The 24,086-nt window shown below is 77.3% G+C and carries 26 protein-coding genes; 20 read left to right on the plus strand and 6 right to left on the minus strand.

All coding sequences use genetic code 11. The features are described from left to right. The first annotated feature begins 103 nt into the window (after nucleotides 1-103). From hisD to ACI796_RS07220, 4 genes are read left to right on the plus strand one after another with little or no spacing between them, the layout of a single operon-like run. On the plus strand, nucleotides 104-1,408 hold the full coding sequence (gene hisD / locus ACI796_RS07205) for a histidinol dehydrogenase (protein WP_456940551.1): 1,305 nt from the start codon (nucleotides 104-106) through the stop codon (nucleotides 1,406-1,408). Continuing rightward, nucleotides 1,405-2,508 carry a histidinol-phosphate transaminase gene (locus tag ACI796_RS07210; RefSeq protein ID WP_456940552.1) on the plus strand — a complete coding sequence of 368 codons (1,104 nt, stop codon included), beginning with the start codon at nucleotides 1,405-1,407 and terminating at the stop codon, nucleotides 2,506-2,508. The genes hisD and ACI796_RS07210 overlap by 4 nt, the downstream gene beginning before the upstream one ends. 5 nt (nucleotides 2,509-2,513) lie before the next feature. Beyond that, complete coding sequence (hisB, locus tag ACI796_RS07215; protein WP_456940553.1) at nucleotides 2,514-3,110, plus strand: imidazoleglycerol-phosphate dehydratase HisB; 597 nt, start codon at nucleotides 2,514-2,516, stop codon at nucleotides 3,108-3,110. Nucleotides 3,111-3,113: 3 nt separating this feature from the next. After that, entirely contained in the window at nucleotides 3,114-3,290 is a 177-nt protein-coding gene (locus ACI796_RS07220) for a hypothetical protein (RefSeq protein WP_456940554.1), read from the plus strand. Here the strand turns inward: ACI796_RS07220 and ACI796_RS07225 are convergent. Continuing rightward, nucleotides 3,277-3,735 carry a hypothetical protein gene (locus tag ACI796_RS07225; RefSeq protein WP_456940555.1) on the minus strand — a complete coding sequence of 153 codons (459 nt, stop codon included), beginning with the start codon at nucleotides 3,733-3,735 and terminating at the stop codon, nucleotides 3,277-3,279. The two genes, ACI796_RS07220 and ACI796_RS07225, sit on opposite strands and share 14 nt — an antisense overlap. Nucleotides 3,736-3,816: 81 nt before the next feature. Here ACI796_RS07225 and hisH point away from each other — a divergent pair, with 81 nt between their 5' ends. Continuing rightward, a complete protein-coding gene (hisH, locus tag ACI796_RS07230; protein ID WP_456940556.1) occupies nucleotides 3,817-4,452 on the plus strand; it encodes an imidazole glycerol phosphate synthase subunit HisH in 636 nt (211 codons plus the stop codon). Between the two features lie 4 nt (nucleotides 4,453-4,456). On the opposite strand, the gene ACI796_RS07235 is transcribed toward hisH, so the two are convergent. Continuing rightward, nucleotides 4,457-5,497, minus strand: coding sequence for a molybdopterin-dependent oxidoreductase (locus ACI796_RS07235; RefSeq protein WP_456940557.1), 1,041 nt, complete (start codon nucleotides 5,495-5,497; stop codon nucleotides 4,457-4,459). A 65-nt stretch (nucleotides 5,498-5,562) separates the two neighbouring features. On the opposite strand from ACI796_RS07235, the gene ACI796_RS07240 reads away from it, so the two are divergent. After that, complete coding sequence (locus ACI796_RS07240; RefSeq protein ID WP_456940558.1) at nucleotides 5,563-7,878, plus strand: M20/M25/M40 family metallo-hydrolase; 2,316 nt, start codon at nucleotides 5,563-5,565, stop codon at nucleotides 7,876-7,878. 69 nt (nucleotides 7,879-7,947) lie between these two features. Here ACI796_RS07240 and ACI796_RS07245 read toward each other — a convergent pair whose 3' ends face one another. Beyond that, entirely contained in the window at nucleotides 7,948-8,892 is a 945-nt protein-coding gene (locus ACI796_RS07245; RefSeq protein ID WP_456940559.1) for a helix-turn-helix transcriptional regulator, read from the minus strand. Nucleotides 8,893-8,999: 107 nt separating this feature from the next. Here ACI796_RS07245 and ACI796_RS07250 point away from each other — a divergent pair, with 107 nt between their 5' ends. Then, nucleotides 9,000-9,401, plus strand: coding sequence for a VOC family protein (locus tag ACI796_RS07250; protein ID WP_456940560.1), 402 nt, complete (start codon nucleotides 9,000-9,002; stop codon nucleotides 9,399-9,401). A gap of 6 nt (nucleotides 9,402-9,407) precedes the next feature. Here the strand turns inward: ACI796_RS07250 and ACI796_RS07255 are convergent, their stop codons facing one another. Further along, nucleotides 9,408-10,166, minus strand: a complete 759-nt coding sequence (locus tag ACI796_RS07255) for an SDR family NAD(P)-dependent oxidoreductase (RefSeq protein ID WP_456940561.1) — start codon at nucleotides 10,164-10,166, stop codon at nucleotides 9,408-9,410. Nucleotides 10,167-10,189: 23 nt separating this feature from the next. Then, nucleotides 10,190-10,816 (minus strand): nitroreductase family protein, encoded by a 627-nt coding sequence (locus ACI796_RS07260; protein ID WP_456940562.1) that lies wholly within the window; start codon nucleotides 10,814-10,816, stop codon nucleotides 10,190-10,192. Nucleotides 10,817-10,874: 58 nt separating this feature from the next. Between ACI796_RS07260 and priA the strand changes: the two genes are divergently transcribed. The 3 genes from priA to hisF are packed head-to-tail and all read left to right on the plus strand — an operon-like array spanning nucleotide 10,875 to nucleotide 12,789. Continuing rightward, on the plus strand, nucleotides 10,875-11,609 hold the full coding sequence (gene priA, locus ACI796_RS07265; RefSeq protein WP_456940563.1) for a bifunctional 1-(5-phosphoribosyl)-5-((5-phosphoribosylamino)methylideneamino)imidazole-4-carboxamide isomerase/phosphoribosylanthranilate isomerase PriA: 735 nt from the start codon (nucleotides 10,875-10,877) through the stop codon (nucleotides 11,607-11,609). After that, nucleotides 11,606-11,998: a RidA family protein gene (locus ACI796_RS07270; RefSeq protein WP_456940564.1), complete on the plus strand. Its 393-nt coding sequence runs from the start codon at nucleotides 11,606-11,608 to the stop codon at nucleotides 11,996-11,998. Before priA ends, ACI796_RS07270 begins: the two co-directional genes overlap by 4 nt. Next, nucleotides 11,995-12,789: an imidazole glycerol phosphate synthase subunit HisF gene (gene hisF / locus ACI796_RS07275; RefSeq protein ID WP_456940565.1), complete on the plus strand. Its 795-nt coding sequence runs from the start codon at nucleotides 11,995-11,997 to the stop codon at nucleotides 12,787-12,789. Before ACI796_RS07270 ends, hisF begins: the two co-directional genes overlap by 4 nt. A gap of 64 nt (nucleotides 12,790-12,853) precedes the next feature. Here hisF and ACI796_RS07280 read toward each other — a convergent pair whose 3' ends face one another. Next, nucleotides 12,854-13,495, minus strand: a complete 642-nt coding sequence (locus tag ACI796_RS07280; RefSeq protein ID WP_456940566.1) for a TIGR03085 family metal-binding protein — start codon at nucleotides 13,493-13,495, stop codon at nucleotides 12,854-12,856. Between the two features lie 111 nt (nucleotides 13,496-13,606). On the opposite strand from ACI796_RS07280, the gene ACI796_RS07285 reads away from it, so the two are divergent. From ACI796_RS07285 to trpC, 10 genes are all read left to right on the plus strand, one after another. Continuing rightward, nucleotides 13,607-15,382 (plus strand): ABC transporter ATP-binding protein, encoded by a 1,776-nt coding sequence (locus tag ACI796_RS07285; protein ID WP_456940567.1) that lies wholly within the window; start codon nucleotides 13,607-13,609, stop codon nucleotides 15,380-15,382. A 77-nt stretch (nucleotides 15,383-15,459) separates the two neighbouring features. Continuing rightward, nucleotides 15,460-17,271 carry an ABC transporter ATP-binding protein gene (locus ACI796_RS07290; protein WP_456940568.1) on the plus strand — a complete coding sequence of 604 codons (1,812 nt, stop codon included), beginning with the start codon at nucleotides 15,460-15,462 and terminating at the stop codon, nucleotides 17,269-17,271. Between the two features lie 27 nt (nucleotides 17,272-17,298). Beyond that, entirely contained in the window at nucleotides 17,299-17,712 is a 414-nt protein-coding gene (locus ACI796_RS07295; RefSeq protein WP_456940569.1) for a hypothetical protein, read from the plus strand. A gap of 37 nt (nucleotides 17,713-17,749) precedes the next feature. Continuing rightward, the gene (locus ACI796_RS07300) at nucleotides 17,750-18,280 is read left to right on the plus strand and encodes a hypothetical protein (protein ID WP_456940570.1); all 531 of its coding nucleotides are present in this window, start codon (nucleotides 17,750-17,752) and stop codon (nucleotides 18,278-18,280) included. A gap of 10 nt (nucleotides 18,281-18,290) precedes the next feature. Beyond that, nucleotides 18,291-19,943 carry an FAD-binding dehydrogenase gene (locus tag ACI796_RS07305; protein ID WP_456940571.1) on the plus strand — a complete coding sequence of 551 codons (1,653 nt, stop codon included), beginning with the start codon at nucleotides 18,291-18,293 and terminating at the stop codon, nucleotides 19,941-19,943. Beyond that, the gene (locus tag ACI796_RS07310; protein WP_456940572.1) at nucleotides 19,940-20,605 is read left to right on the plus strand and encodes a hypothetical protein; all 666 of its coding nucleotides are present in this window, start codon (nucleotides 19,940-19,942) and stop codon (nucleotides 20,603-20,605) included. The genes ACI796_RS07305 and ACI796_RS07310 overlap by 4 nt, the downstream gene beginning before the upstream one ends. Before the next feature lie 53 nt (nucleotides 20,606-20,658). Beyond that, nucleotides 20,659-21,033: a phosphoribosyl-AMP cyclohydrolase gene (gene hisI / locus ACI796_RS07315; protein ID WP_456940573.1), complete on the plus strand. Its 375-nt coding sequence runs from the start codon at nucleotides 20,659-20,661 to the stop codon at nucleotides 21,031-21,033. After that, on the plus strand, nucleotides 21,020-22,528 hold the full coding sequence (locus tag ACI796_RS07320) for an anthranilate synthase component I (RefSeq protein ID WP_456940574.1): 1,509 nt from the start codon (nucleotides 21,020-21,022) through the stop codon (nucleotides 22,526-22,528). The genes hisI and ACI796_RS07320 overlap by 14 nt, the downstream gene beginning before the upstream one ends. Beyond that, nucleotides 22,525-23,193, plus strand: a complete 669-nt coding sequence (locus ACI796_RS07325) for a Trp biosynthesis-associated membrane protein (protein ID WP_456940575.1) — start codon at nucleotides 22,525-22,527, stop codon at nucleotides 23,191-23,193. The genes ACI796_RS07320 and ACI796_RS07325 overlap by 4 nt, the downstream gene beginning before the upstream one ends. A 56-nt stretch (nucleotides 23,194-23,249) precedes the next feature. Then, entirely contained in the window at nucleotides 23,250-24,059 is an 810-nt protein-coding gene (gene trpC, locus ACI796_RS07330) for an indole-3-glycerol phosphate synthase TrpC (protein WP_456940576.1), read from the plus strand. Nucleotides 24,060-24,086 lie beyond the last annotated feature (27 nt).

Consider the following 24,086-nt stretch of genomic DNA (forward strand, 5'->3'; position numbering starts at 1 on the left):
CGGCGAGCCTACGGGCGCCCCGGGCCCCCGGCGCCGTGACGGCGGGCCACCGCGCCCCGACTACGCTGGGAGGTCGTCCCTCGCCTGGTTCCGGAGGCCTCCCGTGCTCGCCCGCATCGACCTGCGTGGATCCGCGCTGCCGGGGGTCCGTGACCTGGCCGGCCTGCTGCCGCGCGCCGCCACCGACATCGACGCCGTCCTCGCCACCGTCCGCCCGCTGTGCGAGGACGTCCGCATCCGCGGCGCCCAGGCGGTCCGCGAGATCACCGCCCGTCTCGACGGCGTCGACCTCGAGGACTTCGCCGTCCCGGTGGAGGCCATCCGGGCGGCGCTGGACGGGCTGGCCCCCGACGTGCGGGCCGCGCTCGAGGAGGCCATCGCCCGGGTGCGCAGGGTGCACGCCGACCAGGCGCGCACCGACGTCACCACCCAGGTGGTCCGCGGCGGCACGGTCACCGAGCGCTGGGTGCCGGTGCGCCGCGTCGGCCTCTACGTCCCCGGGGGGCTGGCGCCGCTGCTGTCCAGCGTGGTGATGAACGTCGTCCCGGCGCAGATCGCCGGCGTGGAGTCGATCGCCGTCGCCTCGCCGCCGCAGCGTGACCACGGCGGCCTGCCCGACCCCGGCGTGCTCGCCGCGTGCGCGCTGCTCGGCGTCACCGAGGTCTACGCCGTCGGCGGCGCGCAGGCGATCGCCGTGTTCGGCTACGGCGCGGGCTCGTGCGAGCCGGTGGACGTGGTCACCGGCCCGGGCAACGTGTACGTGACGGCCGCCAAGCGGCTGCTGCGCGGGCTGATCGGGATCGACTCCGAGGCCGGCCCCACCGAGGTCGCCATCCTCGCCGACGACACCGCCGACCCGGTGCACGTCGCCGCCGACCTGATCAGCCAGGCCGAGCACGACCCGCTGGCCGGCGCGGTGCTGGTCACCACGAGCGAGGAACTCGCCGACGCCGTCCTCGACCTCGTCCCCGGCCAGGTCGCGGCCACCAAGCACTCCGACCGCATCCTCACCGCCCTCGACGGCAGCCAGTCGGGGATCGTGCTGGTCGACGACCTCGACGCCGGCCTCGCCGTGGTCGACGCCTACGCCGCCGAGCACCTGGAGATCCAGACCCGCGACGCCCGCGCCGTGGCGCTGCGGGTGCGCAACGCCGGCGCGGTGTTCGTCGGCGCCTGGTCGCCGGTGTCGCTGGGCGACTACATCGCCGGCTCCAACCACGTGCTGCCCACCGGCGGCTGCGCGCGGCACTCCAGCGGCCTGAGCGTGCAGTCGTTCCTGCGCGGCATCCACGTCGTGGAGTACGACGAGCAGGCGCTGGCCGAGGTGGCCGGGCACGTCGACGCGCTCGCCCACGCCGAGGACCTGCCCGCGCACGCGGCCGCCGTCCGGCTCCGGCAGCGCTCGTGACGTCGCTGGACGAGCTCCCGCTGCGGCCGGAGCTGCGCGGCCGCACGCCCTACGGGGCCCCGCAGCTGCAGGTCACCCACCGGCTCAACACCAACGAGAACCCGCACCCGCTGCCGGCCGAGCTGCTGGCCACGCTCGGCGAGGCGCTCGGGCACGCGGCGGTGGAGCTCAACCGCTACCCCGACCGGGACGCCGTCGCGCTGCGCACCGACCTCGCCGCCTACCTCGGCCGCGGCGGGGAGCGCATCGAGCCGGCGCAGGTGTGGGCGGCCAACGGCAGCAACGAGGTGCTGCAGCAGCTGCTGCAGGCCTTCGGCGGAGCGGGCCGGACGGCGCTGGGCTTCACCCCCTCGTACTCGATGCACCCGATCATCTCGGCCGGCACCGGGACGGCGTGGGTGGACGGGCACCGCCGCGCGGACTTCACCATCGACGCCGCCCAGGCCGCCGCCCAGGTGCGCGAGGTCCGGCCCGACGTCGTCTTCGTGACCAGCCCGAACAACCCCACCGGGACGGCGGTCGCGCTGGAGACGATCGAGCAGCTCCACGACGCCACCGACGGCATGGTCGTGGTCGACGAGGCCTACGAGGAGTTCGCCCGCGCCGGCACGCCGTCGGCGCTGACCCTGCTGCCCGGCCGCCCGCGGCTGGTGGTCAGCCGCACGATGAGCAAGGCGTTCGGCATGGCCGGGCTGCGGCTGGGCTACCTCGCCGCCGACCCCGCCGTCGTCGACGCGCTGCAGCTGGTCCGGCTGCCCTACCACCTGTCCTCGCTGACCCAGGCCGCCGCGCGGGCCGCGCTGGCGCACACCGACGCGCTGCTGGCCACCGTCGACGCGGTCAAGGCCCAGCGCGACCGGATCGTGGCCACGCTGCCGTCCCTGGGGCTGACCAGCGTGCCCAGCGACGCCAACTTCGTCCTGTTCGGCCGGTTCGCCGACGCGCACGCCGCCTGGCAGGCGCTGCTGGACCGCGACGTCCTCGTCCGCGACGTCGGCATCCCCGGCTGGCTGCGGGTCACCGCCGGCACCCCGGAGGAGACCGACGCCTTCCTCACCGCGCTGGGTGAGGTGGCCCCCGACCACCGCCTGGGAGACTGAGACCCATGAGTCGTACCGCCCGCGTCGAGCGCGCCACCAGCGAGACCAAGCTGGTCGTCGAGCTGGACCTCGACGGCACCGGGAAGAGCTCGATCAGCACCGGCGTCGGCTTCTACGACCACATGCTCACGGCGCTGTCGAAGCACAGCGGCATCGACCTCACCGTCCAGGCCGACGGCGACCTGCACATCGACGCGCACCACACCGTCGAGGACGTCGCCATCGCGCTCGGCCAGGCGTTCGGCGAGGCGCTCGGGGACAAGAAGGGCATCACCCGCTACGGCGACGCCACCGTCCCCATGGACGAGGTGCTCGTGCAGGCCGCCGTCGACCTGTCCGGCCGGCCGTACTTCGTGCACGCCGAGCCCGAGACGATGACGCCGATGATCGGGCCGGACTACCCGACGTCACTGACCAGGCACGTGCTCGAGTCCTTCGCGTTCAACGCGCGGATCACCCTGCACGTGCGGGTGCTCTACGCCGGCCGCGACGCCCACCACATCGTCGAGGGCCAGTTCAAGGCGCTGGCCCGGGCGCTGCGGGCCGCCGTCGCGATCGACCCGCGGGTCGCCGACGTCCCCTCCACCAAGGGCGCGCTGTAACGGATGGAGTTCGGCGTCGTCCTCGTCGTCCTCGGCGGGTTCCTGCTGGGCGGGGCGTGGAGCATGTGGAAGGCGGACCACGACACGAAGGGCCGCACCGGTCCTCAGGTCCTCGTCGCGGTGATCCTCCTGGTGGCGGCGCTGCTGGCGACCGCGTCGGGCGTCCTCAGGCTGGTCTGACCGCCTCCTCCGGCTCGCCGGCGCCGACCCGGGGACGGCCCGCCGCCGCGGTGACCGCCCCGGCGGCCAGCGTGGCCGCCGGCGCCGGGAGCCCCCGGCCGCGGGACGCGTCCCGCGCCGCGGTGGCGGCCAGCCCCCAGACCCCCGCCGCCGGGTGGCCCCGCGACCCGGGGACGCGCCGGGTGACGGCGGCGGCCACCGCGCCGGCGGCCCCGGTCAGCGCCACGCCCCAGGTGTCGGCGGCGCGCGGGCCCGGCCGCACGCCCTCGGCGGCGTAGGCCAGCGAGCCCGCGTGGACCGGGAACCAGACGCCGGACGCCCGGTCGGCCGGCAGCACCCGGCCGTCGCTCTCCCCGCTGTCGCCGTGGCCGCCGGTGGCCCCGCTGACCATGCCGCCGAGCACGCCGGCGACCACCGCGGCCCGCCGCAGGACGTCCCTGTCCACGCCCGGGCAACGACCGGCGCCCGCCCGCGGTGCCGGGGAATCCCGGCGGGGGCCGCGACGCTGCCACGTACCGTGGCAGACGTGAAGAAGGTGGTCGTCCTCGACTACGGGTCGGGCAACCTGCGCTCGGCCGAGCGGGCCCTCGCCCGCGTCGGCGCCGACGTGACCGTGACCGCCGACCGCGACGCCGCCCTGGCCGCCGACGGGCTCGTCGTGCCGGGCGTGGGCGCGTTCGCCCACTGCATGCGGGAACTGCGCGCCGTCGACGGGCCGCGCACCATCGGCCGGCGGCTGGCCGGCGGCCGGCCGGTGCTGGGCATCTGCGTCGGCATGCAGGTCCTGTTCGAGCGCGGGGTCGAGCACGGCCACGACGCCGAGGGCTGCGGCGAGTGGCCCGGCACGGTCGAGCAGCTCGAGGCGCCCGTCCTGCCGCACATGGGCTGGAACCGGGTCGAGGTCCCCGAGGGCAGCGTGCTGTTCGACGGCCTGGCCGACGAGCGCTTCTACTTCGTGCACTCCTACGGCGTCCGCGAGTTCACCCTCGGCCAGGACGGGCCGCCGTCGCCCCTGGCGCCGCCGAAGGTGACCTGGGCCGAGCACGGCGACCGCTTCGTCGCCGGCGTCGAGAACGGCACGCTGTCGGCGACCCAGTTCCACCCGGAGAAGAGCGGCGACGCCGGTGCCCAGCTGCTCACCAACTGGCTGGCGACGCTCTGACCCGCTACTGCAGGGGGAAGGGCGGCTGCACCCACCACGGGGCGTCGACCACCTCCACCCGGCGGACCCACTTCACCCACCAGTAGCCGCGCCGGCCCGGCGCGACCAGCCGCAGCGGCGCCCCGTGCCCGGCCGACAGCGGCCGGCCCGCGCAGTGCGTGGCCAGCAGCAGCGCGCCCGCGTCGGCCAGCGGCAGCCGCCGCCGGTAGCCGGTGACGCTGACGACGTCGACGCTGCCGTCCTCCGGCAGGTCCGCGCCGGCCAGCAGCCGGTCCAGCCGGACGCCCCGCCACTCCTGCGTCGCGTACCAGCCGCCGGTGCAGTCGAGGACGGCGGTCACCGTGTCGCCGCGGTCGAGGTCGGCGGCGCGCAGCCGGGTCGTGCGGCCACGCGCGACCAGCTCGACGGTCCCGCCGGCGTCGTCCGGGACGGCGTCGGTGAACCACTGCGTCACCGGCATGGCCGCCGGGTCGCCGCTGCCGCGCTCGTGCGAGCCGGTGCCGCGCCGCCGCGCGCCCGGCGCCCCGGTGAGCCGCAGGCCCCCCTCGACCGCGCCCCACAGCGCGGCCGCGGCGACGGCCAGGCCGCCGGTCCGCAGCAGCGCGCGGCGGGAGGCGTCGCTGCGCCGCGGCCGCTGCCGGCTGCCGACGGCGTGCACGGCCAGCAGCACCGCGGTGCCGACCGCCGTCGCGACGTGCACCTGCAGCAGCGCCACCCCGCCCACGGACAGGCCCGGCCCGGCGACGGTGTGCAGCACGCCGGTCACGACGGTCAGCCCGACCAGGACCGCGAGGCCCCAGGCCGCCGTCGGGTCGCGGCGGCCGCGGGTGCGCGCCCGCGACCGGCGGACGACGACGGCCTTCCACGGCACGAGCAGCAGCAGGCCCAGCCCCGCGGCCCCGTGCACGGCGGCCACCAGCCGGGAGGGCAGCGGCGTCCCGACGCCGAAGGCGAGCACCCCGGTCCCGCCGGCCACGAGCAGGAGCGCCAGCAGCCCCAGGTCGGTCCGGCGCCCGGCACGAGCGGGGAGCGCACCGCGCAGCATCCCCGGAGTGTCCTCCGCGCGCACCTAGGGTGACCCGGTCCCGCATCCGGTCGAGGAGGACCCGCTTGCCCGCGTCGCGCACCCCCGCCCCGGCACCCGAGCGCCGGGGAGGGCCGCTCGGCCCGCTCGTCGTCCTGGCCCTGCTGGCCGGGCTGACCGTCTGGAGCGTGCTGGCGCTGCGGCCGCCGGCGCCCGCGCCCGCCGACGCCCCGGCGGCGTCGTTCAGCGCCGGGCGGGCATTCGCGCACGTGCAGGAGATCGCCGCGCAGGTGCACGTCGCGGGCAGCCCGGCGCACGAGCGCGTCGTCGACGGGCTGGTCGCCACGCTCACCGACCTGGGCCTGGACACCCGCGTGCAGAACGCCGTCGGCACCTGGCAGGCCGGTCCCGGGGAGGCGGAGATGGCGCGGGTGCGCAACGTCGTCGCGGTCCTGCCCGGCACCGACAGCACCGGCCGGCTGTTCCTCATGGCGCACTCGGACTCGGTGGAGACCGGCCCGGGCGCCAGCGACGACGCCGCCGGGGTGGCCGCGATCCTCGAGACGGTGCGCGCGCTGGGCGAGGGCGAGCCGCTGCGCAACGACGTCGTCGTGGTGGTCACCGACGCCGAGGAGGCCTGCCTGTGCGGCGCCGAGGCGTTCGCCGACAGCCACCCGCTGGCGGGCGAGGGCGGGGTGGTGCTCAACCTGGAGGCGCGCGGCACCACCGGCCCGCCGATCATGTTCGAGACGTCGCTGGGCAACGCCGGGCTGGCCGCGCGGTACGCCGCCGCGGTGCCGCACCCGGTGGCGAGCAGCTTCGCCGTCGAGGTGTACCGCACGCTGCCCAACGACACCGACTTCAGCGTCCTGCTCGGCGACGGCGACTTCACCGGCCTGAACACCGCCTTCATCGACGGCAACGCGGGCTACCACACCCCCCAGGACACCCCGGCCCGGCTGGACCAGCGGACGCTCCAGGCGCTGGGCGACAACACCCTCGCCCTCACCCGGGAGCTCGGCGACGCCGACCTGACCGACCTCGCCCGCCCCGGTGACGGCGACGCGACCTACTTCCCGCTGCCCACCGGGCTGGCGCGGTACCCGGGCGCGCTGGTGTGGCCGCTGGCGGGCGCGGCGGTGCTCGGCGTCGCCGTCCTGGCGCTGGTGGACCGGCGGCGCGGCTCGGCGCTGCCCCGGACGCTGCTCGGCACGGCGGCGGCGCTGCTGCCGCTCGTGCTCGCCCCGCTGGCCGTCGTCGGGCTGTGGCGGCTGCTGGTGCTGGTCCGGCCCGGGTACGCCTCGATGATCGACCCGTGGCAGCCGGGTTGGTTCCGGCTGGCGGCGGTCGCGCTCGTCGCGGTCGTGGTGCTCGCCTGGTACGCGCTGCTGCGCCGCCGCGTGGGCGCCACGGCGCTGCGGACCGGGGCGCTGGCGCTGCTCGCCGTCCTCGCGGTGCTGCTCGCGGCGGTGGCGCCCGGCGGGTCGTACCTGGCCGCGCTGCCGGCGCTGGCCGGCGTCCTCGCCGGGCTGCTGCCGCGGCGCGCGCGGCTCGCCGGCGCACTGGTGGCGGGGGCGGTCGCGGTCGTCGTCCTCGCGCCGACCGTGGCGCTGTTCTTCCCGGCGCTCGGCCTGGCCGGCGGGGCCGCGCCCGCGGCGGTCGCGACGGTGCTCGCCCTCGCCCTGCTGCCGGTGGTCGAGGGGCTGTTCCCCTCCCACCCCGCGCGGCTGCGGACGCTGGCCGTGCCCGGCACCGCGGCGGCCCTGACCGTGCTGCTCACCGCCGTCGGGCTGGCCGTGGACCGCTTCGACCCGCAGCACCCGGTGCCCAGCCAGCTGGTCTACGCGCTGGAGGCCGACACCGGCGAGGCGTGGTGGGCCAGCACCGAGGACGACCCGGGGGAGTACACGGCACGCTACGTCGGCACCCCGCGGACGCTGCCGCACGACTACCCCTACCTCGCCGGGCAGGCGGTGGCGGCCGGGCCGGCGGAGGTGGCGGACCTGCCGACGTCGCGGGTGGAGGTCGTCGACGACCGCTCCACCGGCGGGCAGCGGACGGTCACCGTGCGGGTCACGCCGCAGCGCGCGGTCCGGCTCGTGGTGCTCGACCTGACCTCCGACGGCGGGACGGTGAGCGCCGCCCGCGTCGAGGCCCGCGACGTCCCGGCGCGGACGCTGGGACAGGACCGGCTGTGGATCACCTTCCACGCGCCGCCCGCGCAGGGCGTGGAGGCGACGTTCACCGTGGACGGCGGCGGGCCGCTGCGGCTGCGGGTGGTCGACGGCAGCGACGGGCTGGGCGACCTGCCCGGCTTCGAGCCGCGCCCGCCCGGGGTGGACGCGGCCGGCACGCACAGCTCCGACCTCGTCGTCGTGGGGGCGACGACGGACCTCGGCTGACCCGGCGCCGCACGTCGACCTGCTGCCGCCTCGCCCGGGCCGAGGCGGCAGCAGGTCGACAGCGGGCGCTCAGCCGCCGTGGCGGGCCAGCAGCTCGGCGCCGATGACGGCGAGCTCCGCGCGCACCCCGGCCGGCTCCACCACCTCCACCGCGGCGCCGAACCCGGCCAGCTGCTCGGCGACCGAGCGCACCGTGTGGGCCGCCACCCGGAGCCGCACCCGCCCGTCGCCGTCCGGGCCGCCCTCGACGGCGCAGTGCCGGCCGAAGCGGTCCCGCAGCACGGGGACCAGCCGCCCGGCCACCAGCACCGTCGCCGAGACGGGGGACCGCCGGTCCTCGACCGCGCCGACCACCTCGTCCCACACGCCGGGCAGGTCCAGGTCGGCCGGCCGCGCGAAGACCTCCCCGGTCACCGCCGGCGACCCCATGCGGTCGAGGCGGAAGGTGCGCCGCCCCGCCGCGGTGCCGGCGACCAGGTACCAGGTGCCGTCCTTGTCCACGAGCCCCCACGGCTCGGCCCGCCGCCGGGCCGGGGTGCCGCCGCGGCCGGCGTAGTCGAACTCCACCACCCGCCGGGCGACGACGGCGTCGAGCAGCAGCGCCACCTCCGGCCGGTCCCGGGCCCGCTCGCCCCAGCCCGCCGGGTCGACGACGACCGCCTCCGCGGCGGCCGCGGCGTCGGCGCGGAAGGTGCCCGGCAGCGCCCGCAGCAGCTTGCGCAGCGCGCCCCGGGCGTCCGGCCCGGCCGCGGTGGCGGGGCCGAGCAGCAGGAACAGCGCCCGCGCCTCGGGCCCGGTCAGGCCGGTGAGGTCGGTGCGCGCCCCGCCGACCAGCTGCCACCCGCCGCCCCGGCCGGCCTGCGGGTACACCGGGACGCCCGCGGCCGACAGCGCCGCCAGGTCCCGACGGGCGGTCGCGACCGACACCTCCAGCTCGGCGGCGGCCTGCGCGGCGGTGACCCGGCCGCGGGCCTGCAGCAGCAGGAGGAGGGCGACCAGCCGGTCGGCACGCACGCCGCCGAGCATGCCGCGGAAAGTGCTCAGGAGGTGAGCACGTCACTGCGGAGCATGGGGTCCAGCGGGACGCAGCAGGCGGACCGCCCTGACGGAGGGACCCTCCCGTGCTCCGAGGACTGGCCACCGTGACCCTGCTCGCCGACGACGTCCCGGCCGCCGCCCGCTGGTACGCCGGCGTGCTGGACACCGAGCCCTACTTCACCCGGCCGGTCGAGGGGCCGCCGGCCTACGTCGAGTTCCGCGTCGGCGACGACGAGGACGAGCTCGGGATCATGGACGCCCGCTACGCCGGCTGGGCCACCGGGCAGCCGGCCGGCGTCGTCGTCCACTGGCACGTCGACGACCTGCCCGCCGCGCTGCGGCGCCTCGAGGACGCCGGCGCCACCGTCGTCTCCCCGCCCACCGTGCGCGGCGAGGGCTGGTCCACCGCGGTGGTCGCCGACCCGTTCGGCAACCTGCTCGGCCTCATCACCAGCCCGCACTGGGCCGCGGCCCACGGCGGCTGACCGGGGTCAGCTGCGCAGGTGGGAGGCGCCGTTGACGTCGACGATCGTGCCGGTGCTGAACCGCGCCTCCGGCGACGCCAGCCACAGCACCGCCGAGGCCACCTCCTCCGGGCGGGCGACCCGGCCGAACGGCGACTGCGCGCGGACGGCGTCGCCGCCGGGGCCGTCGAGCACCTCGCGCGCCATCTCGGTCTGCACGAAGCCCGGCGCCACGGCGGTGACCGAGATGCCCAGCGGCGCCAGGGCGAGGGCCATCGACTGCGCGAAGGCGTTCATCCCGGCCTTCGACGCGCCGTAGGCCGGGTTGTCCGGCTCGCCGCGGAAGGCGCCGCGGCTGGACACGTTCACCACCGCGCCGCCGCCGGCGGCCCGCAGGTGCGGGACGGCGCGGAAGGTGGCGTGCGCGGCGCCGAGCAGGTTGACCGCCAGGGTCCGCTCCCACACGTCCTGCCACTCCTCGAAGGAGGCGGTCAGCGGCGGGGACGCCACGAAGACGCCGGCGTTGTTGACCAGCACGTCCAGCCCGCCCAGCGCCTCGGCGGCGGCGTCGACCATCGCGCCCACGGCGTCGGCGTCGGTCATGTCGGCCTGCACCAGCGCGTGGCCGGAGCCGGGCAGCTCGTCGAGGACGGCCTCGGCGCGCTCCTTCGAGCTGCCCCAGTGGACGGCCACCCGGTCCCCGCGCCCGGCGAAGGCCCGGGCGATCGCGCGGCCGATGCCGCGGGAGCCACCGGTGACGAGGACGGCGCGCGAGGAGGAGGTCACGGGCGGGCAGTCAACCAGCCCGGTCACCAGCGGCCGCGGTGGACGACCTCGTCCACACCCCGCCGGCCGCGCCGCAGCGACGGCGAGCGCCGGTCGTCCCCGCCCGGGTAGCCGACCGACACGACGCCGACCGGCCGGTGGGTGCCCGGGATGCCGAACGCGTCCCGGAAGGCGTCCACCCGCTCGGCCGGGACGCCGAACAGGCAGGCGCCGAGCCCCTCGTCGACGGCGGTCAGCAGCATCATCAGGGCCGCCATCCCGGCGTCGACGTCCCAGTAGGGGACCGGCCAGCGGGCAGCGACACTGGCGGGGTCGCGGTCGGTCCAGCCCTTGTCCGGCTCGGCGTAGCGGTCGAGGTAGGCGTCCTTCGACGACAGCGGCACCACCAGCAGCGGCGCCCGCCGCATCCGGGTGAGCCACCCGTCGGGGCCGGGCGGGTGGGGGACGGCACCGGAGGCGGTCACCGACCAGAACAGGTCCCGCTCCTCGGCCGTCTCCAGCACCAGGAACGCCCAGCCCTGGGTGAACCCGGCCGACGGCGCCCGGATCGCGTGCGCGAGCAGCCGCTCGCGCACCTCCGGGGGCACCGGCCGGTCGGGGTCGTAGTCGCGCACCATGCGGCGCCTGCGGACGACGTCGGCGAACTCCACGCCCGCAGCCTGCCCTGGGCGAGGCAGGCCACAGCGAGGCGGTCCCTAGGCTGGGAGCGTGCCGACCCTGCAGCTGCTCCCCGCCGTCGACGTCGCCGACGGCCAGGCCGTCCGACTCGTCCAGGGGGAGGCCGGCAGCGAGACCTCCTACGGCGACCCCCTCGACGCCGCCCTGCAGTGGCAGCGCGACGGCGCGGAGTGGGTGCACCTGGTCGACCTCGACGCCGCCTTCGGCCGCGGCAGCAACCGCGAGCTGCTGGCCCGCGTCGTCGGGGAGCTCGACGTCGACGTGGAGCTCTCCGGCGGCATCCGTGACGACGCGTCGCTGGCCGCGGCGCTGGCCACCGGCTGCCGCCGGGTCAACCTGGGCACCGCGGCGCTGGAGTCGCCCGAGTGGTGCGCCCGCGCCATCGCCGAGCACGGCGACCGGATCGCCGTGGGCCTCGACGTCCGCGGCACCCGGCTGGCCGCCCGCGGCTGGACCCGCGAGGGCGGCGAGCTCTACGAGACCCTCGCCCGCCTGGACGCCGAGGGCTGCGCCCGCTACGTGCTCACCGACATCACCAAGGACGGCACGCTGCGCGGCCCCAACCTGGAGTTGCTGCGCGAGGTCTGCGCCGCCACGCCCCGGCCGGTGGTCGCCTCCGGTGGGGTCAGCTCGCTCGACGACATCCGGGCGCTGGCCGGGCTGACCGCGGTCGGCGTCGAGGGCGCGATCGTCGGCAAGGCGCTCTACGCCGGCGCGTTCACGCTGCCCGAGGCGCTGGCGGTCACCCGCGAGGCGTCGTCGTGACCGCGCGGCGGATCGGCTCGGGCGGGCCCTGGGAGGACGTCGTCGGCTACAGCCGGGTCGTCGTGCACGGGGACTCCGCCTGGGTGAGCGGCTGCACCGCCACCGTCGACGGCGCGGTCGTCCACCCCGGCGACGCGGGCGCGCAGGCCCGGGTCGCCTTCGGCGTGCTGGTCGCCGCGCTGGAGTCCGCGGGCCTGACCGCCGCCGACGTCGTCCGCACCCGCGTGTACGTCACCGACACCTCCCGCTGGGAGGAGGTCGGGCGCGCGCACGGCGAGGTCTTCGGCGCGGTCCGGCCGGCCACCGCGATGGTCGGCGTGGCCTCGCTGCTGCACCCCGACATGCTGGTCGAGGTGGAGGCCGACGCGGTCCGGGGGGCGGGCGCATGAGTCTCGCCGTCCGCGTGATCCCGTGCCTGGACGTCGACGCCGGCCGGGTGGTCAAGGGCGTCAACTTCGTCGACCTGCGCGACGCCGGCGACCCGGTGGAGATGGCCCGCGTCTACGACGCCGAGGGCGCCGACGAGCTCACCTTCCTCGACATCACCGCCAGCTCCGGCGACCGCGAGACCACCTACGACGTCGTCCGGCGCACCGCCGAGAGCGTGTTCATCCCGCTCACCGTCGGCGGCGGCGTGCGCAGCGCCGACGACGTCGACCGGCTGCTGCGGGCCGGCGCGGACAAGGTCGCGGTCAACACCGCCGCCGTCGCCCGGCCGGAGCTGATCAGCGAGATCGCCGACCGCTTCGGCAACCAGGTGCTCGTGCTCTCCCTCGACGCCCGCCGCGTGCGCGACGGCGCCACCACCGACTCCGGCTTCGAGATCACCACGCACGGCGGGCGCCGCGGCACCGGCCGGGACGCCGTCGAGTGGGTGGTGCAGGCCGCGCAGCTGGGGGTGGGGGAGGTGCTGCTCAACTCGATGGACGCCGACGGCACCCGCGCCGGGTTCGACACCGAGCTGATCCGCGCGGTCCGCCGCGAGGTGACCGTCCCGGTGATCGCCAGCGGCGGCGCCGGTGCGGTCGAGCACTTCCCGCCCGCGGTCGAGGCCGGCGCCGACGCGGTGCTCGCGGCCACCGTCTTCCACTTCGGCCAGCTGCGCATCCCCGACGTCAAGGCCGCGCTGGCCGGGGCCGGCGTCCCGGTGCGCACCGCCGCGGACACGCCGCTGCGCTGACGGGCCGGCGGCGTGCACGTCCGCGGACGTGCACGGTGCAGGACCGCGGACGTGCACGGCTCGCTCAGGCGACGGGGGCGCCGTCCCGCACGACCACCCGGGCGACGTCGCGCCGCCCGGTCGCCCACAGCAGGACCTCCATCGGCTCGCCCTCGACCGTGGTCGGGGCGGACCCGGCGCGGATCCGCCGTCCGGGGCCGGGGACGTCGCTGCGCTGCAGCACCAGGCCGCCCGGGTACCGCGGGGCCGCCGTGCGGGCGAACAGCTGCGCCGCGCCCCAGAGCCGGTCGGCGTCGGCCAGCGGGAGCGCGCGCGGCGCCCAGCCGGGCTGCGCCCGCCGCACGTCCTCGTGGTGGATCGCGAACTCGGCGGAGTCCGCGAGCGCCGACACGCCGGGCCAGCCCATCGGCAGCCACGCCGGCGGGCCCTGCCGCACCCGCGCCACCAGCTCGGGGTACGCCGTCGAGGTGCGCAGCCGGGCCTCGACCCGCTCCGCGTGGGCGTGCAGCCGCCCGCCGACCGGCGTGCGCTCCAGCGCGTAGCCGGGCAGCGCGTCGGGACGGCGGTCGCGGGTCACCAGGTGGGCGGCCAGGTGCGCCGTCGTCCACCCCGCGCAGCAGGTCGGGGCGTCGGGGCCGAGCTCGTCGAGGAGGTCGGCGAGGGCCGCGCGCTCGCGCGCGGCGAGCGGGCGGGAAGAGGGAGTCACCGCCGCGGGTTACCGATCTCGTCCAGCCGGGAAACCCGCAGGCTCCTGTCGGTGGTGCCGGTTAGCCTGACTAACGACCGCGGAGTGCGGTCGCGAACCCCGAGGAGACCCGTGCCCCGCGCCCGAGACGCCGTCGTCCGGCGGGGACTGCGCCACGTCGCCCGGTCCATCCGCGAGCAGCGCGGGATGTTCACCCTCGCCCTGCTCGCCAGCAGCCTCTACGCCGCGATGACCGTGCTGTCGGCGTTCGTGATCGGCGGGGTCACCGACCGGGTGGTGCTGCCGGCCTTCGCCGACGGCGACACCACCGCCGGCGCGCTCACCCTCGCCGTCGTCGTGATCCTCGGCGTCTCCGTGCTCAAGATCCTCGGCATCCTCGGCCGCCGGCTGTTCGCCGGCGTGATGGCCTACCGGCTGCAGGCCGACTACCGCCGCCGCGTGACCGCGCAGTACCTGCGGCTGCCGCTGGCCTGGCACCAGCGCCACCCCACCGGGCAGCTGCTGTCGAACGCGAACTCCGACGTCGAGGCCGCCTGGTACTTCGTCTCCCCGCTGCCCTTCGCCTGCGGGACGCTCGTGATGATCGCCATCACCGTCGTCGCGCTGGTGGCCACCGACCCGCTGCTGGCCGTGGTCGGCCTGGTCGTCTTCCCGCTGGTCTTCGTGGTCAACGCCGTCTACTCGCAGGTGATGAGCCCGCGGATGCAGCGGGCGCAGCAGCTGCGCGCCGAGGTCAGCGAGATCGCCCACGAGAGCTTCGACGCGGGTCTGGTGGTCAAGACCCTCGGCCGCGAGGACGTCGAGAGCGCCCGGTTCACCGAGCGGGCGCAGGAGCTGCGCGACGGGCTGGTGTCCGTCGGCCGGGTGCGCGGGCTGTTCGACCCGCTGATGGAGGCGCTGCCCAACCTGGGCACGCTCGCCGTGCTGCTGGTCGGCGCCGGCCGGGTCGCCTCCGGCGCCACCGACGCCGGCGACCTGGTGAGCATCGCCTACCTGTTCACCCTGCTCGCGCTGCCCATCCGCGCGATCGGCTGGGTGCTCGCCGACCTCCCGCGCGCGCTCGCCGGCTTCGACCGGGTCACCCCGGTCCTCGACGCCACCGGCGAGACCCCGCACGGCCCGGAGACCGCGCCCGCCGGCGACGGCGGCGCCCGGCTGGGCCTGCGCGCGGTCGACCACGTCTTCGACGGCGCGTCGCAGCCGGTGCTGTCGCAGGTCACCTTCGACGTCGCGGCCGGCAGCACGGTCGCCGTCGTCGGGCCGACCGGCTCGGGCAAGTCCACGCTGGCCGGGCTGCTGGTGCGGCTGGTGGACCCGGTCGGCGGCGAGGTGCTGCTCGACGGCGTCGACCTGCGCCGGCTGCGCGAGGGCGAGGTCAGCGGCCAGGCCGCGTTCGTCCCGCAGGGCACCTTCCTCTTCGACGACACGGTCCGCGGCAACGTGACCCTCGGCGGCGAGTACGGCGACGACGAGGTGCGCGCGGCGCTGCGCGTGGCCGCCGCCGAGGACTTCGTCGACCGGCTGCCCGAGGGCCTCGACACCCGCGTCGGCGAGCGCGGCGCCACCCTGTCCGGCGGCCAGCGCCAGCGGCTGGCCCTGGCCCGCGCCGTCATCCGCCGCCCCCGGCTGCTCGTCCTCGACGACGCCACCAGCGCCGTCGACCCCGCGGTCGAGGCGCGCATCCTCGACGCGCTGCGCTCGGCCGACCGGCCCTCGACGGTGGTCGTCGTCGCCTATCGGCAGGCCACCATCGCCCTCGCCGACGAGGTGGTGTGGCTGGAGAACGGCCGGGTCACCGCCCGCGGCAGCCACGAGGACCTGCTGGCCACCGTGCCCGGCTACGCCGCGCTGGTCCGCGCCTACGCGCAGGCGGAGGTGGCGGCGTGAGCGGACAGGGGCGTGAGCACCGCAGCGAGGAACGAGCGAGGAGCGGAGCGCCCCGCGGGAGCGAACCGACGAGCGCCGTGACTGCCGGGCGGCGCGAGGGCGCGTTCGCCACGCTGCGCCGCGGGCTGCGGATGATGCCGGAGTTCCGCCGCGGGCTGCCGGCCACGTTCGCGCTCGCGCTGGTCGCCACCGCCGGGCGGGTGGTCGTGCCGATCGCCGTCCAGCAGGTCATCGACCGTGGCCTGCTCGCCCCCGGCGGCCCCGACCTCGGCCTGGTCCGCACGCTGGTGCTGGTCTGCGCGGTCGTCGTCCTGGTCACCGGGGTGGCGGTCTACCGGATGAACGTCCGGCTGTTCCGCACCACCGAGACCGCGCTGGCGGGGCTGCGCGCCCGGGCGTTCCGGCACGTGCACGACCTGTCGGTGCTGCACCAGCAGGGCGAGCGCCGCGGCTCCCTGGTCTCCCGCGTCACCAGCGACGTCGACCAGCTGTCCACGTTCATGCAGTGGGGCGGCGTCCTCGGCGTGGTCAGCCTCGGCCAGCTGGTCGTGGCCACCGTCGTCATGACCGTCTACTCCTGGCAGCTGACCCTGCTGGTGCTGGTCTGCTTCCTGCCGCTGGCCTTCGCCGTCCGCTGGTTCGCCCGCCGGCTGCAGGTCGCCTACGGCGTGGTCCGCGAGCGGGTCGGCGACGTCCTCGCCGCCGTGTCCGAGTCCGTCGTCGGCGCGCCGACGGTGCGCGCCTACGGCATCCGCGAGCGGACGGCGGCCCGCCTCGACCGGGCCATCGGCCGGCACTACCGCGCCCAGGTCGACGCGCAGAAGGTCACCGCGGCCGTCTTCGTCACCGGCGAGTTCGCGGCCGCGGTCGCCAACGCCGCCGTCGTCGTGGTCGGCGTGCTGCTCGGCCTGGCCGGGCAGGTCAGCGCCGGCACGCTCGTCGCGTTCCTGTTCCTCGTCACGCTGTTCGTCGCGCCGGTGCAGACCGCCAGCGAGGTGCTCAACGAGGGGCAGAACGCGATCGCCGGGTTCCGCCGGGTGCTCGACGTCCTCGACACCGAGCCCGACGTCCGCGACCCCGCCGCCACCGGCACCGCGCGCGAGCTGCCGGCCGGGCCGCTCGGCGTCCGGCTCGAGCACGTCACCTTCCGCTACGCCCCGGGCGCGCGGGCGGCCCTCGACGACGTCGACCTCGCGCTGGCGCCGCGCCGCCGCTACGCCGTCGTCGGGGAGACCGGATCGGGGAAGACGACGTTCGCCAAGCTGGTCACCCGGCTCATGGACCCCACCGAGGGGCGGGTGCTGCTCGGCTCCGACGCCTCCGGCTGGGTGCCGCTGCCCGACGTGGCGTTCTCCTCGCTGCGCCGGCGGGTCGGCATGGTGCCGCAGGACGGGTTCCTGTTCGACGCGACGGTCGCCGACAACGTCCGCTACGGCCGCCCCGACCTCACCGACGAGCAGGTCACCGCGGCCTTCGCCGAGCTCGGCCTCGGCGACTGGCTGGCCGGCCTGGCCGATGGCGTCGCCACCGCGGTGGGCCAGCGCGGGGAGTCGCTGTCGGCGGGGGAGCGGCAGCTGGTCGCCATCGCCCGCGCGCACGTGGCCGCCCCCGACCTGCTGGTGCTCGACGAGGCCACCAGCGCCGTCGACCCGGCCACCGAGCGGCGGCTGACCCTGGCGCTGGACCGCCTCACCGAGGGCCGCACCACGCTCACCATCGCGCACCGGCTGTCCACCGCCGAGCGGGCCGACGAGGTGCTCGTCGTCGACGCCGGGCGGGTCGTGCAGCGCGGCACGCACGCCGACCTGGTCGACGCCGTCGGCCCCTACGCCCGGCTGCACGCGTCGTGGCGCCGGTCGTCGGCGGGGGAGCCCGAGCGCGTCGCCTGAGCGGGCGCCGGTCCTAGGCTCCGCGGCGTGACCACGTCCTCCACGAGCCCCTCCCGCATGCCCGGCACGGCGATCGCCGCCGCGGCGGTCGGCGCCCTCGGCGTGCTGCCGCTGGCCCTGGTCACCGTCCTGCCCTTCGTCCTCGGCGGGGTGCAGTCCGACGACGTCCGCGACTGGTGGGTCTACGCGCTGCTCCTGCTGCCCGTGATCCAGCTCTTCGGCGTCGTCTGGCTGGTCTCCCGCCGGGGCCGGTGGCCGCTGCTCCTAGGCGCCGTGGCCTCGCTGGGGTTCGCCCTCCTCGTCGTCGCGACGGCGGTCGCGGTCGGCGAGGACGTGGGCGTCGCGCCCTTCGTCGTGGCCGTCTGCCCGCTGGTCGCGGCCGGCCTGGCGCTCAGCCCCCGGGTGTCGGCCTGGCTGGCCGGGCGGCGCCGGGCGGGCTGACGGGGTCCGGCCAGGCAACGGACCTACGCTGCGCGGCATGCCGTCGTCCCCACCCCGCCGGACGACGACCCGCCGCTCGCCGCGGGCGGCGCCCGCGAGGTCGTCGGCCGTCCGGCGGACCGCCCCGCCGCCCGCGGCCGGCCGCCCGCTCACCGCGCCGTTCGCCGCCGTGTTCGGCCTGCTCGTCGCCGCCGAGGACCTCTACCTCGGCCGGCTGCTCTGGGACGGCCTGCCCCCGGGCTGGGGCTGGTACCTGGCCGCCTCCGCCGTTCCGGCGCTCCTGGCCGTCGCCGGGGCGGCGCTGGTGTGGCTGGGCCGGGGCCGCGGGTGGCTGGTGCTCACGGTCGCCGCGGTGCTGCCGCTGCTCCTGCTGCTCGGCGTGGCCCTGCTCTTCGGCGCCCTCGGCGACGGCTCGTCGGTCGGCTGGGCGCTGGCGCTGCTCGTCGGCCCGGTCGGCTGCCTGGCGCTGACGGTGCGCCGCCCGATCCGGGAGTGGACCCGTCCCGCCCGGGCGACACCGGCCCCGGTGCAGCCGGCGCGGACCCCCCGCGGCGGCCGCGCCCGCTAGCGTGCCCGCCGTGATCGACACAGACGTCGTCGTGGTGGGGTCCGGCCTGGCCGGCCTGGTGGCCACCGCCGAGCTGGCCGACGCCGGCCGGCGGGTGGTGCTGGTCGAGCAGGAGCCGGAGGCGTCCTTCGGCGGGCAGGCGTGGTGGTCCTTCGGCGGGCTGTTCCTCGTCGACTCGCCCGAGCAGCGCCGCCTCCGGGTCCACGACTCGCTGGAGCTGGCCCGCCAGGACTGGTTCGGCACCGCCGCCTTCGACCGCGCCGAGGACCACTGGCCCCGGCAGTGGGCCGAGGCGTACCTGGAGTTCGCGGCGGGGGAGAAGCGGGCCTGGCTGCGCGAGCAGGGCGTCGGCTTCTTCCCCGTCGTCGGGTGGGCCGAGCGCGGCGGCTACACCGCCAACGGCCACGGCAACTCCGTGCCCCGGTTCCACATCGTCTGGGGCACCGGCCCCGGCATCGTCGAGCCGTTCGCCCGCCGGGTGCGCGCCGCCGTCGAGCGCGGGCTGGTCGAGCTGCGCTTCCGGCACCGGGTGACCTCGCTGGTCGTCACCGACGGCGCGGTCACCGGCGTCCGCGGCGAGGTGCTCGAGCCCAGCGGCGTCGCCCGCGGCGAGGCCAGCTCGCGCACCGCCGTCGGGGACTTCGAGGTCGCCGCGCAGGCCGTCGTCGTCACCTCCGGCGGCATCGGGGGCAACCACGACCTGGTGCGGCAGAACTGGCCGGCCCGGCTGGGCCCCGCGCCGCAGCGGCTGCTGTCCGGCGTGCCCGCGCACGTGGACGGGCTCATGCTCCAGGCCACCGAGGCCGCCGGCGCCAACCTCATCAACCGCGACCGCATGTGGCACTACACCGAGGGGATCGCCAACCACTCCCCGGTGTGGGCGCGGCACGGCATCCGGATCCTGCCCGGGCCCTCCTCGCTGTGGCTGGACGCGACCGGGCAGCGGCTGCCGGTCCCGCTGTTCCCCGGCTTCGACACCCTGGGCACCCTCGCCCACATCGGGCAGACCGGGTACGAGCACACCTGGTTCGTGACGACGAAGAAGATCGTCGAGAAGGAGTTCGCGCTGTCGGGCTCCGAGCAGAACCCCGACCTCACCGGGAAGGACGTCCGGCTGCTGCTGGGCCGCGTCCGGGCCGGCGTCTCGGCCCCCGTCCAGGCCTTCCTCGACCGCGGCGAGGACTTCGTGACGGCGACGTCGCTGCCCGAGCTGGTCACCGGGATGAACCGCATCACCGGCGGCGCGCCCGAGGTGTCGCTGGAGACCGTGGAGCGCGAGGTCACCGCCCGCGACCGTGAGGTCGCCCACCCGTTCACCAAGGACCTGCAACTCACCGCGGTCCGCGGCGCCCGCAGCTACCTCGGCGACAAGCTCATCCGGGTCGCCCCGCCGCACCGGCTGCTCGACCCCGCGGCCGGCCCGCTGATCGCCGTCCGGCTCAACCTGCTCACCCGCAAGACCCTCGGCGGGCTGGAGACCGACCTGTCCGGCCGGGTGCTGCGGGCCAGCGGCGAGCCGTTCCCCGGCCTGTACGCCGCCGGCGAGGCGTCCGGCTTCGGCGGCGGCGGCATGCACGGCTACCGGTCGCTGGAGGGCACCTTCCTCGGCGGCTGCCTCTTCTCCGGCCGGGTCGCCGGCCGGGCCCTGGCGGCGGCCCTGTGAGCTCGCCCGGCAGCCCCTGGGCCGACCCGGCCGCCGGGACCGAGCCGGTGGCCTACGCGGGCCCGCCGGCCACCGCCCCGTACGTCACGCCGCCCCCGGTGTACGGGGGGTACGCGCCGGGCTGGCCGGCCGCGCCGTACTGGCCGGCCTACGGCCCGCCGGTGCCGCAGCGGCCGCGCCGGCCGGGGCAGGTGGTCGCCGCGGCGGTCCTCGCCTTCGTCCAGGCCGCCGTCGTCGCGCTGTCCTCGGCCTACGTGCTGCTGCTGGCCAGCACGTTCGGCGTCTTCGCGGCGATCCCCGACGCCGGCACCGGGGCCGACGACGACCTGTACGGCCTGGTCACCGAGGTCACGGCGCTCTCGGCGGTCCAGCTGCTCTCGGCGGTCCTGCTGGTCGTCGCGGGGGTGCTGGTGCTCAACCGGCGCAGCCGGGCGGTGTGGACGACGCTGCTCGCCGGCTTCGGCGTGCAGCTCGCCCTCGCCGTCTACTGGCTGGTCCGGCTGACCTCGCTCGCCGACCTCGCCGGCTTCGAGCCGACCGGCGTGCTCGTCGTCGGCGTGCTGTTCTACGCCGCCGCCCCGGCCGTGGGCCTGGGCCTGCTGCTGGCCGGCGCCGTCCGCCGGTGGGCCGCCGGCGGGGACGCGGCACCGTCCGCGGGGTGACCGCGCGGGGCCGCTGACCCGGCCGGTCCCGGCGGCGGGGGAGAATCGCCGGCATGCCCGCCGTGCCCGCCGTCGACTCCGCCCTCGACCCCGCCGTCGCCGCGCTGCTGCGCCGCGACCCGGCCGGCCTGGTCGCCGCCGTCGTGCAGCAGCACGACACCGGCGAGGTCCTCATGGTCGCCTGGATGGACGACGAGGCGCTGCACCGCACCCTCACCACCGGCCGGGCCACCTACTGGTCGCGCAGCCGCGAGGAGTACTGGGTGAAGGGCGAGACCTCCGGCCACCGGCAGTGGGTCCGCGACGTGCGGCTCGACTGCGACGGCGACGCGCTGCTGCTGCTCGTCGACCAGGAGGGCCCGGCCTGCCACACCGGCGAGCGCAGCTGCTTCCACCGCGACCTGGAGGTCACCCGTGCGGCTCGGTGAGACCAGCCCCTCGCGCGAGGCGTTCGCCGCGCTCGACCAGCCGGTCGTGCCGGTCACCCGGCGGCTGCTGGCCGACGGCGAGACCGCCGTCGGCATCTACCGCAAGCTGGCCGGCAACCGGCCCGGCACCGTGCTGCTCGAGTCGGCCGAGCAGGGCAAGCGCTGGTCGCGCTACAGCTTCGTCGGCGTGCGCAGCGCCGGGGTCCTCACCGAGCGCGACGGCCGGACGCTGTGGCTCGGCGACCCGCTGCCCGGGCTCACCGACGACCTGCCCGGGGACCCGCTGGCCGCGGTCCGCACGCTGGCCCGCCGGCTGCGCTCGCCGCGCCGGGAGGACCTGCCGCGGCTGGCCGGCGGGCTGGTCGGCTACCTCGGGTACGACGTCGTCCGGCGGCTGGAGCGGCTGCCGGTCACCGCCACCGACGACCTCGGCATGCCCGAGCTGTCGCTGGCGCTGGTCACCGACCTCGCCGTCCTCGACCACACCGACGGCACCGTGCTGCTCATCGCCAACGCCCTGACCGGGTCCGGTGACGCCGACACGGCCTGGGACGACGCCGTCGCCCGCCTGGACGCCATGGCCGCCGACCTCACCAAGGCCGTGCCGCCCGGCGTGGCCACGTTCACCCCCGCCGAGCCGCCGCCGGTGCGCAGCACGATGGCGCCGGGGGAGTACGAGGCCGGGGTCGAGACGGTGCGCGAGCACATCCGCGCCGGCGACGCGTTCCAGGTCGTGCTGGCCCAGCGGTTCGAGACCGACACCGACGTCGACGCGCTCGACCTCTACCGGGTGCTGCGGGCCACCAACCCCTCGCCGTACATGTACCTGCTGCGCTTCGCCGGCCGGGAGACGCCCTTCGACGTCGTCGGCTCCTCGCCGGAGGCGCTGGTGACCGTGACCGGCAGCTCGGCCGTCGTCCACCCGCCGGCCGGCACCCGCCCGCGCGGCGCCACCGAGGAGGAGGACCTGCGGCTGGCCGAGGGGCTGCTCGCCGACCCCAAGGAGCGCGCCGAGCACGTCATGCTCGTCGACCTCGCGCGCAACGACCTGGGCCGGGTGTGCGTGCCCGGCACCGTCGAGGTGCCCGACTTCATGCGGATCGAGTACTACAGCCACGTCATGCACCTGGTGTCCACCGTCGGCGGGGAGGTGGCGCCCGGCCGCGACGCGCTCGACGTCTTCGACGCCACCTTCCCGGCCGGCACGGTCTCCGGCGCCCCCAAGCCGCGGGCGATGGAGATCATCGAGTCGCTGGAGCCCACCCGGCGGGCGCTGTACGCGGGCACGGTCGGCTACGTCGACGCCGGCGGGGACCTGGACATGGCGATCGCCATCCGCACCGCGGTGCTCCACCAGGGCCGGGCGTACGTCCAGGCCGGTGCCGGGATCGTCGCCGACAGCGACCCCGCCACCGAGGAGGCCGAGACCCGGCACAAGGCGCGCGCGGTGCTCTCGGCGATCGCGACCGCGGAGGGCATGCGGGAGGTGCGGTGAACGCCCGGCGGGAGCTGGGGACGGCGCTCGCCGGCTGCGCGGTCGCCGGCGGCCTGGCGCTGTCGGCGGGCGGGCAGACCTGGGCCACGGTCACGGTCACCCGGCGGCCGCCGCTGCCGCCGGTCACCGAGGCGCTGACCGGGTCGTCGCTGGCGCCGCTGGTGCCCGCCGCGGGGCTGCTGCTGCTGGCCGCGGCGGTCGCCGTCCTCGCCGTGCGCGGCGCCGGGCGGGTGGCGGTCGGGGTGCTGGTGGCGCTGGCGGGGGCGGCGCTGGCCTGGTCGGCCGTGCGCGTGCTGGCCGGCGGGGTGGACACGACCGCGGCGCCGGGGGAGCGGCGCACCGCCGACCTCGCGGCCGCCTGGCCGGTGCTGTGCCTGGTCGCCGCCGTCGTCGCGCTGGCCGCCGGGGTGCTGGTCGCGGTGCGCGGCCACCGCTGGCCGGCCATGGGCCGCCGCTACGAGCGGGCGGCCGGTGCGGCCGCCGCGCCGGCCCCGGCGCGCGCCCGCACCGACGAGGACCGGGCGCTGGACGCCTGGCGCGCCCTCGACCGCGGCGACGACCCGACGGCCGACCCTGCCGACGACCCTGCCGACGACCCGGCCGGCGACCCCGCGCCGGGCCCGGCCGGCGACCCGGCGACCGGGCCCCCGGGCCGCCGTCGCTAGGGTGGGTCCACCGTCCGACCGGCACCGGACCGGCCGACCAGCAGCGAGGAGGCGGAGTGACCGTCCTCGACGACATCGTCGCCGGCGTCCGTGAGGACGTCGCGGCGCGCGAGGCGGCCACCCCGCTGGCCGAGGTGCGGGCCGCCGCCCGCGACGCCCGCCCCGCCCGCGACGCCCTGGCCGCGCTGCGCGCGCCCGGCGTCGGCGTGATCGCGGAGGTCAAGCGGCGCAGTCCGAGCAAGGGCGCGCTGGCCGACATCCCCGACCCCGCCGTCCTCGCCGCCCAGTACGCCGCCGGCGGTGCGCGGGTGATCAGCGTCCTCACCGAGCGGCGCCGCTTCGGCGGCTCGCACGCCGACCTGGCCGCCGTCCGCGCCGCCGTCGACGTGCCGGTGCTGTGCAAGGACTTCGTGGTCAGCAGCTACCAGGTGCACGAGGCCCGCGCCCACGGCGCCGACGTCGTCCTGCTGATCGTCGCGGCGCTCGAGCAGAACGCGCTGCTGGGCCTGCTCGAGCGGGTCGAGTCGCTCGGCATGACCGCGCTGGTAGAGGTGCACACCGAGGCCGAGGCCGACCGCGCGCTGGCCGCCGGCGCCTCGGTGATCGGCGTGAACGCCCGCGACCTCACCACCCTCGACGTCGACCTCGGCACCTTCGAGCGGATCGCGCCCGGTCTGCCGTCGGGCGTGGTCAAGGTCGCCGAGTCCGGCGTCCGCGGCCCGCGCGAGCTCATCGCCTACGCGGCCGCCGGCGCCGACGCCGTCCTGGTCGGCGAGGGCCTGGTCACCGCCGGCGACCCGCGGCAGGCGGTCGCCGACCTGGTCACCGCCGGTTCCCACCCGGCCGTGCCCCGCACGACCCGCTGAAGAAGGACCCTCCTGCCCCCCCACCGC

The organism is Geodermatophilus sp. SYSU D00525, from assembly GCF_054050475.1.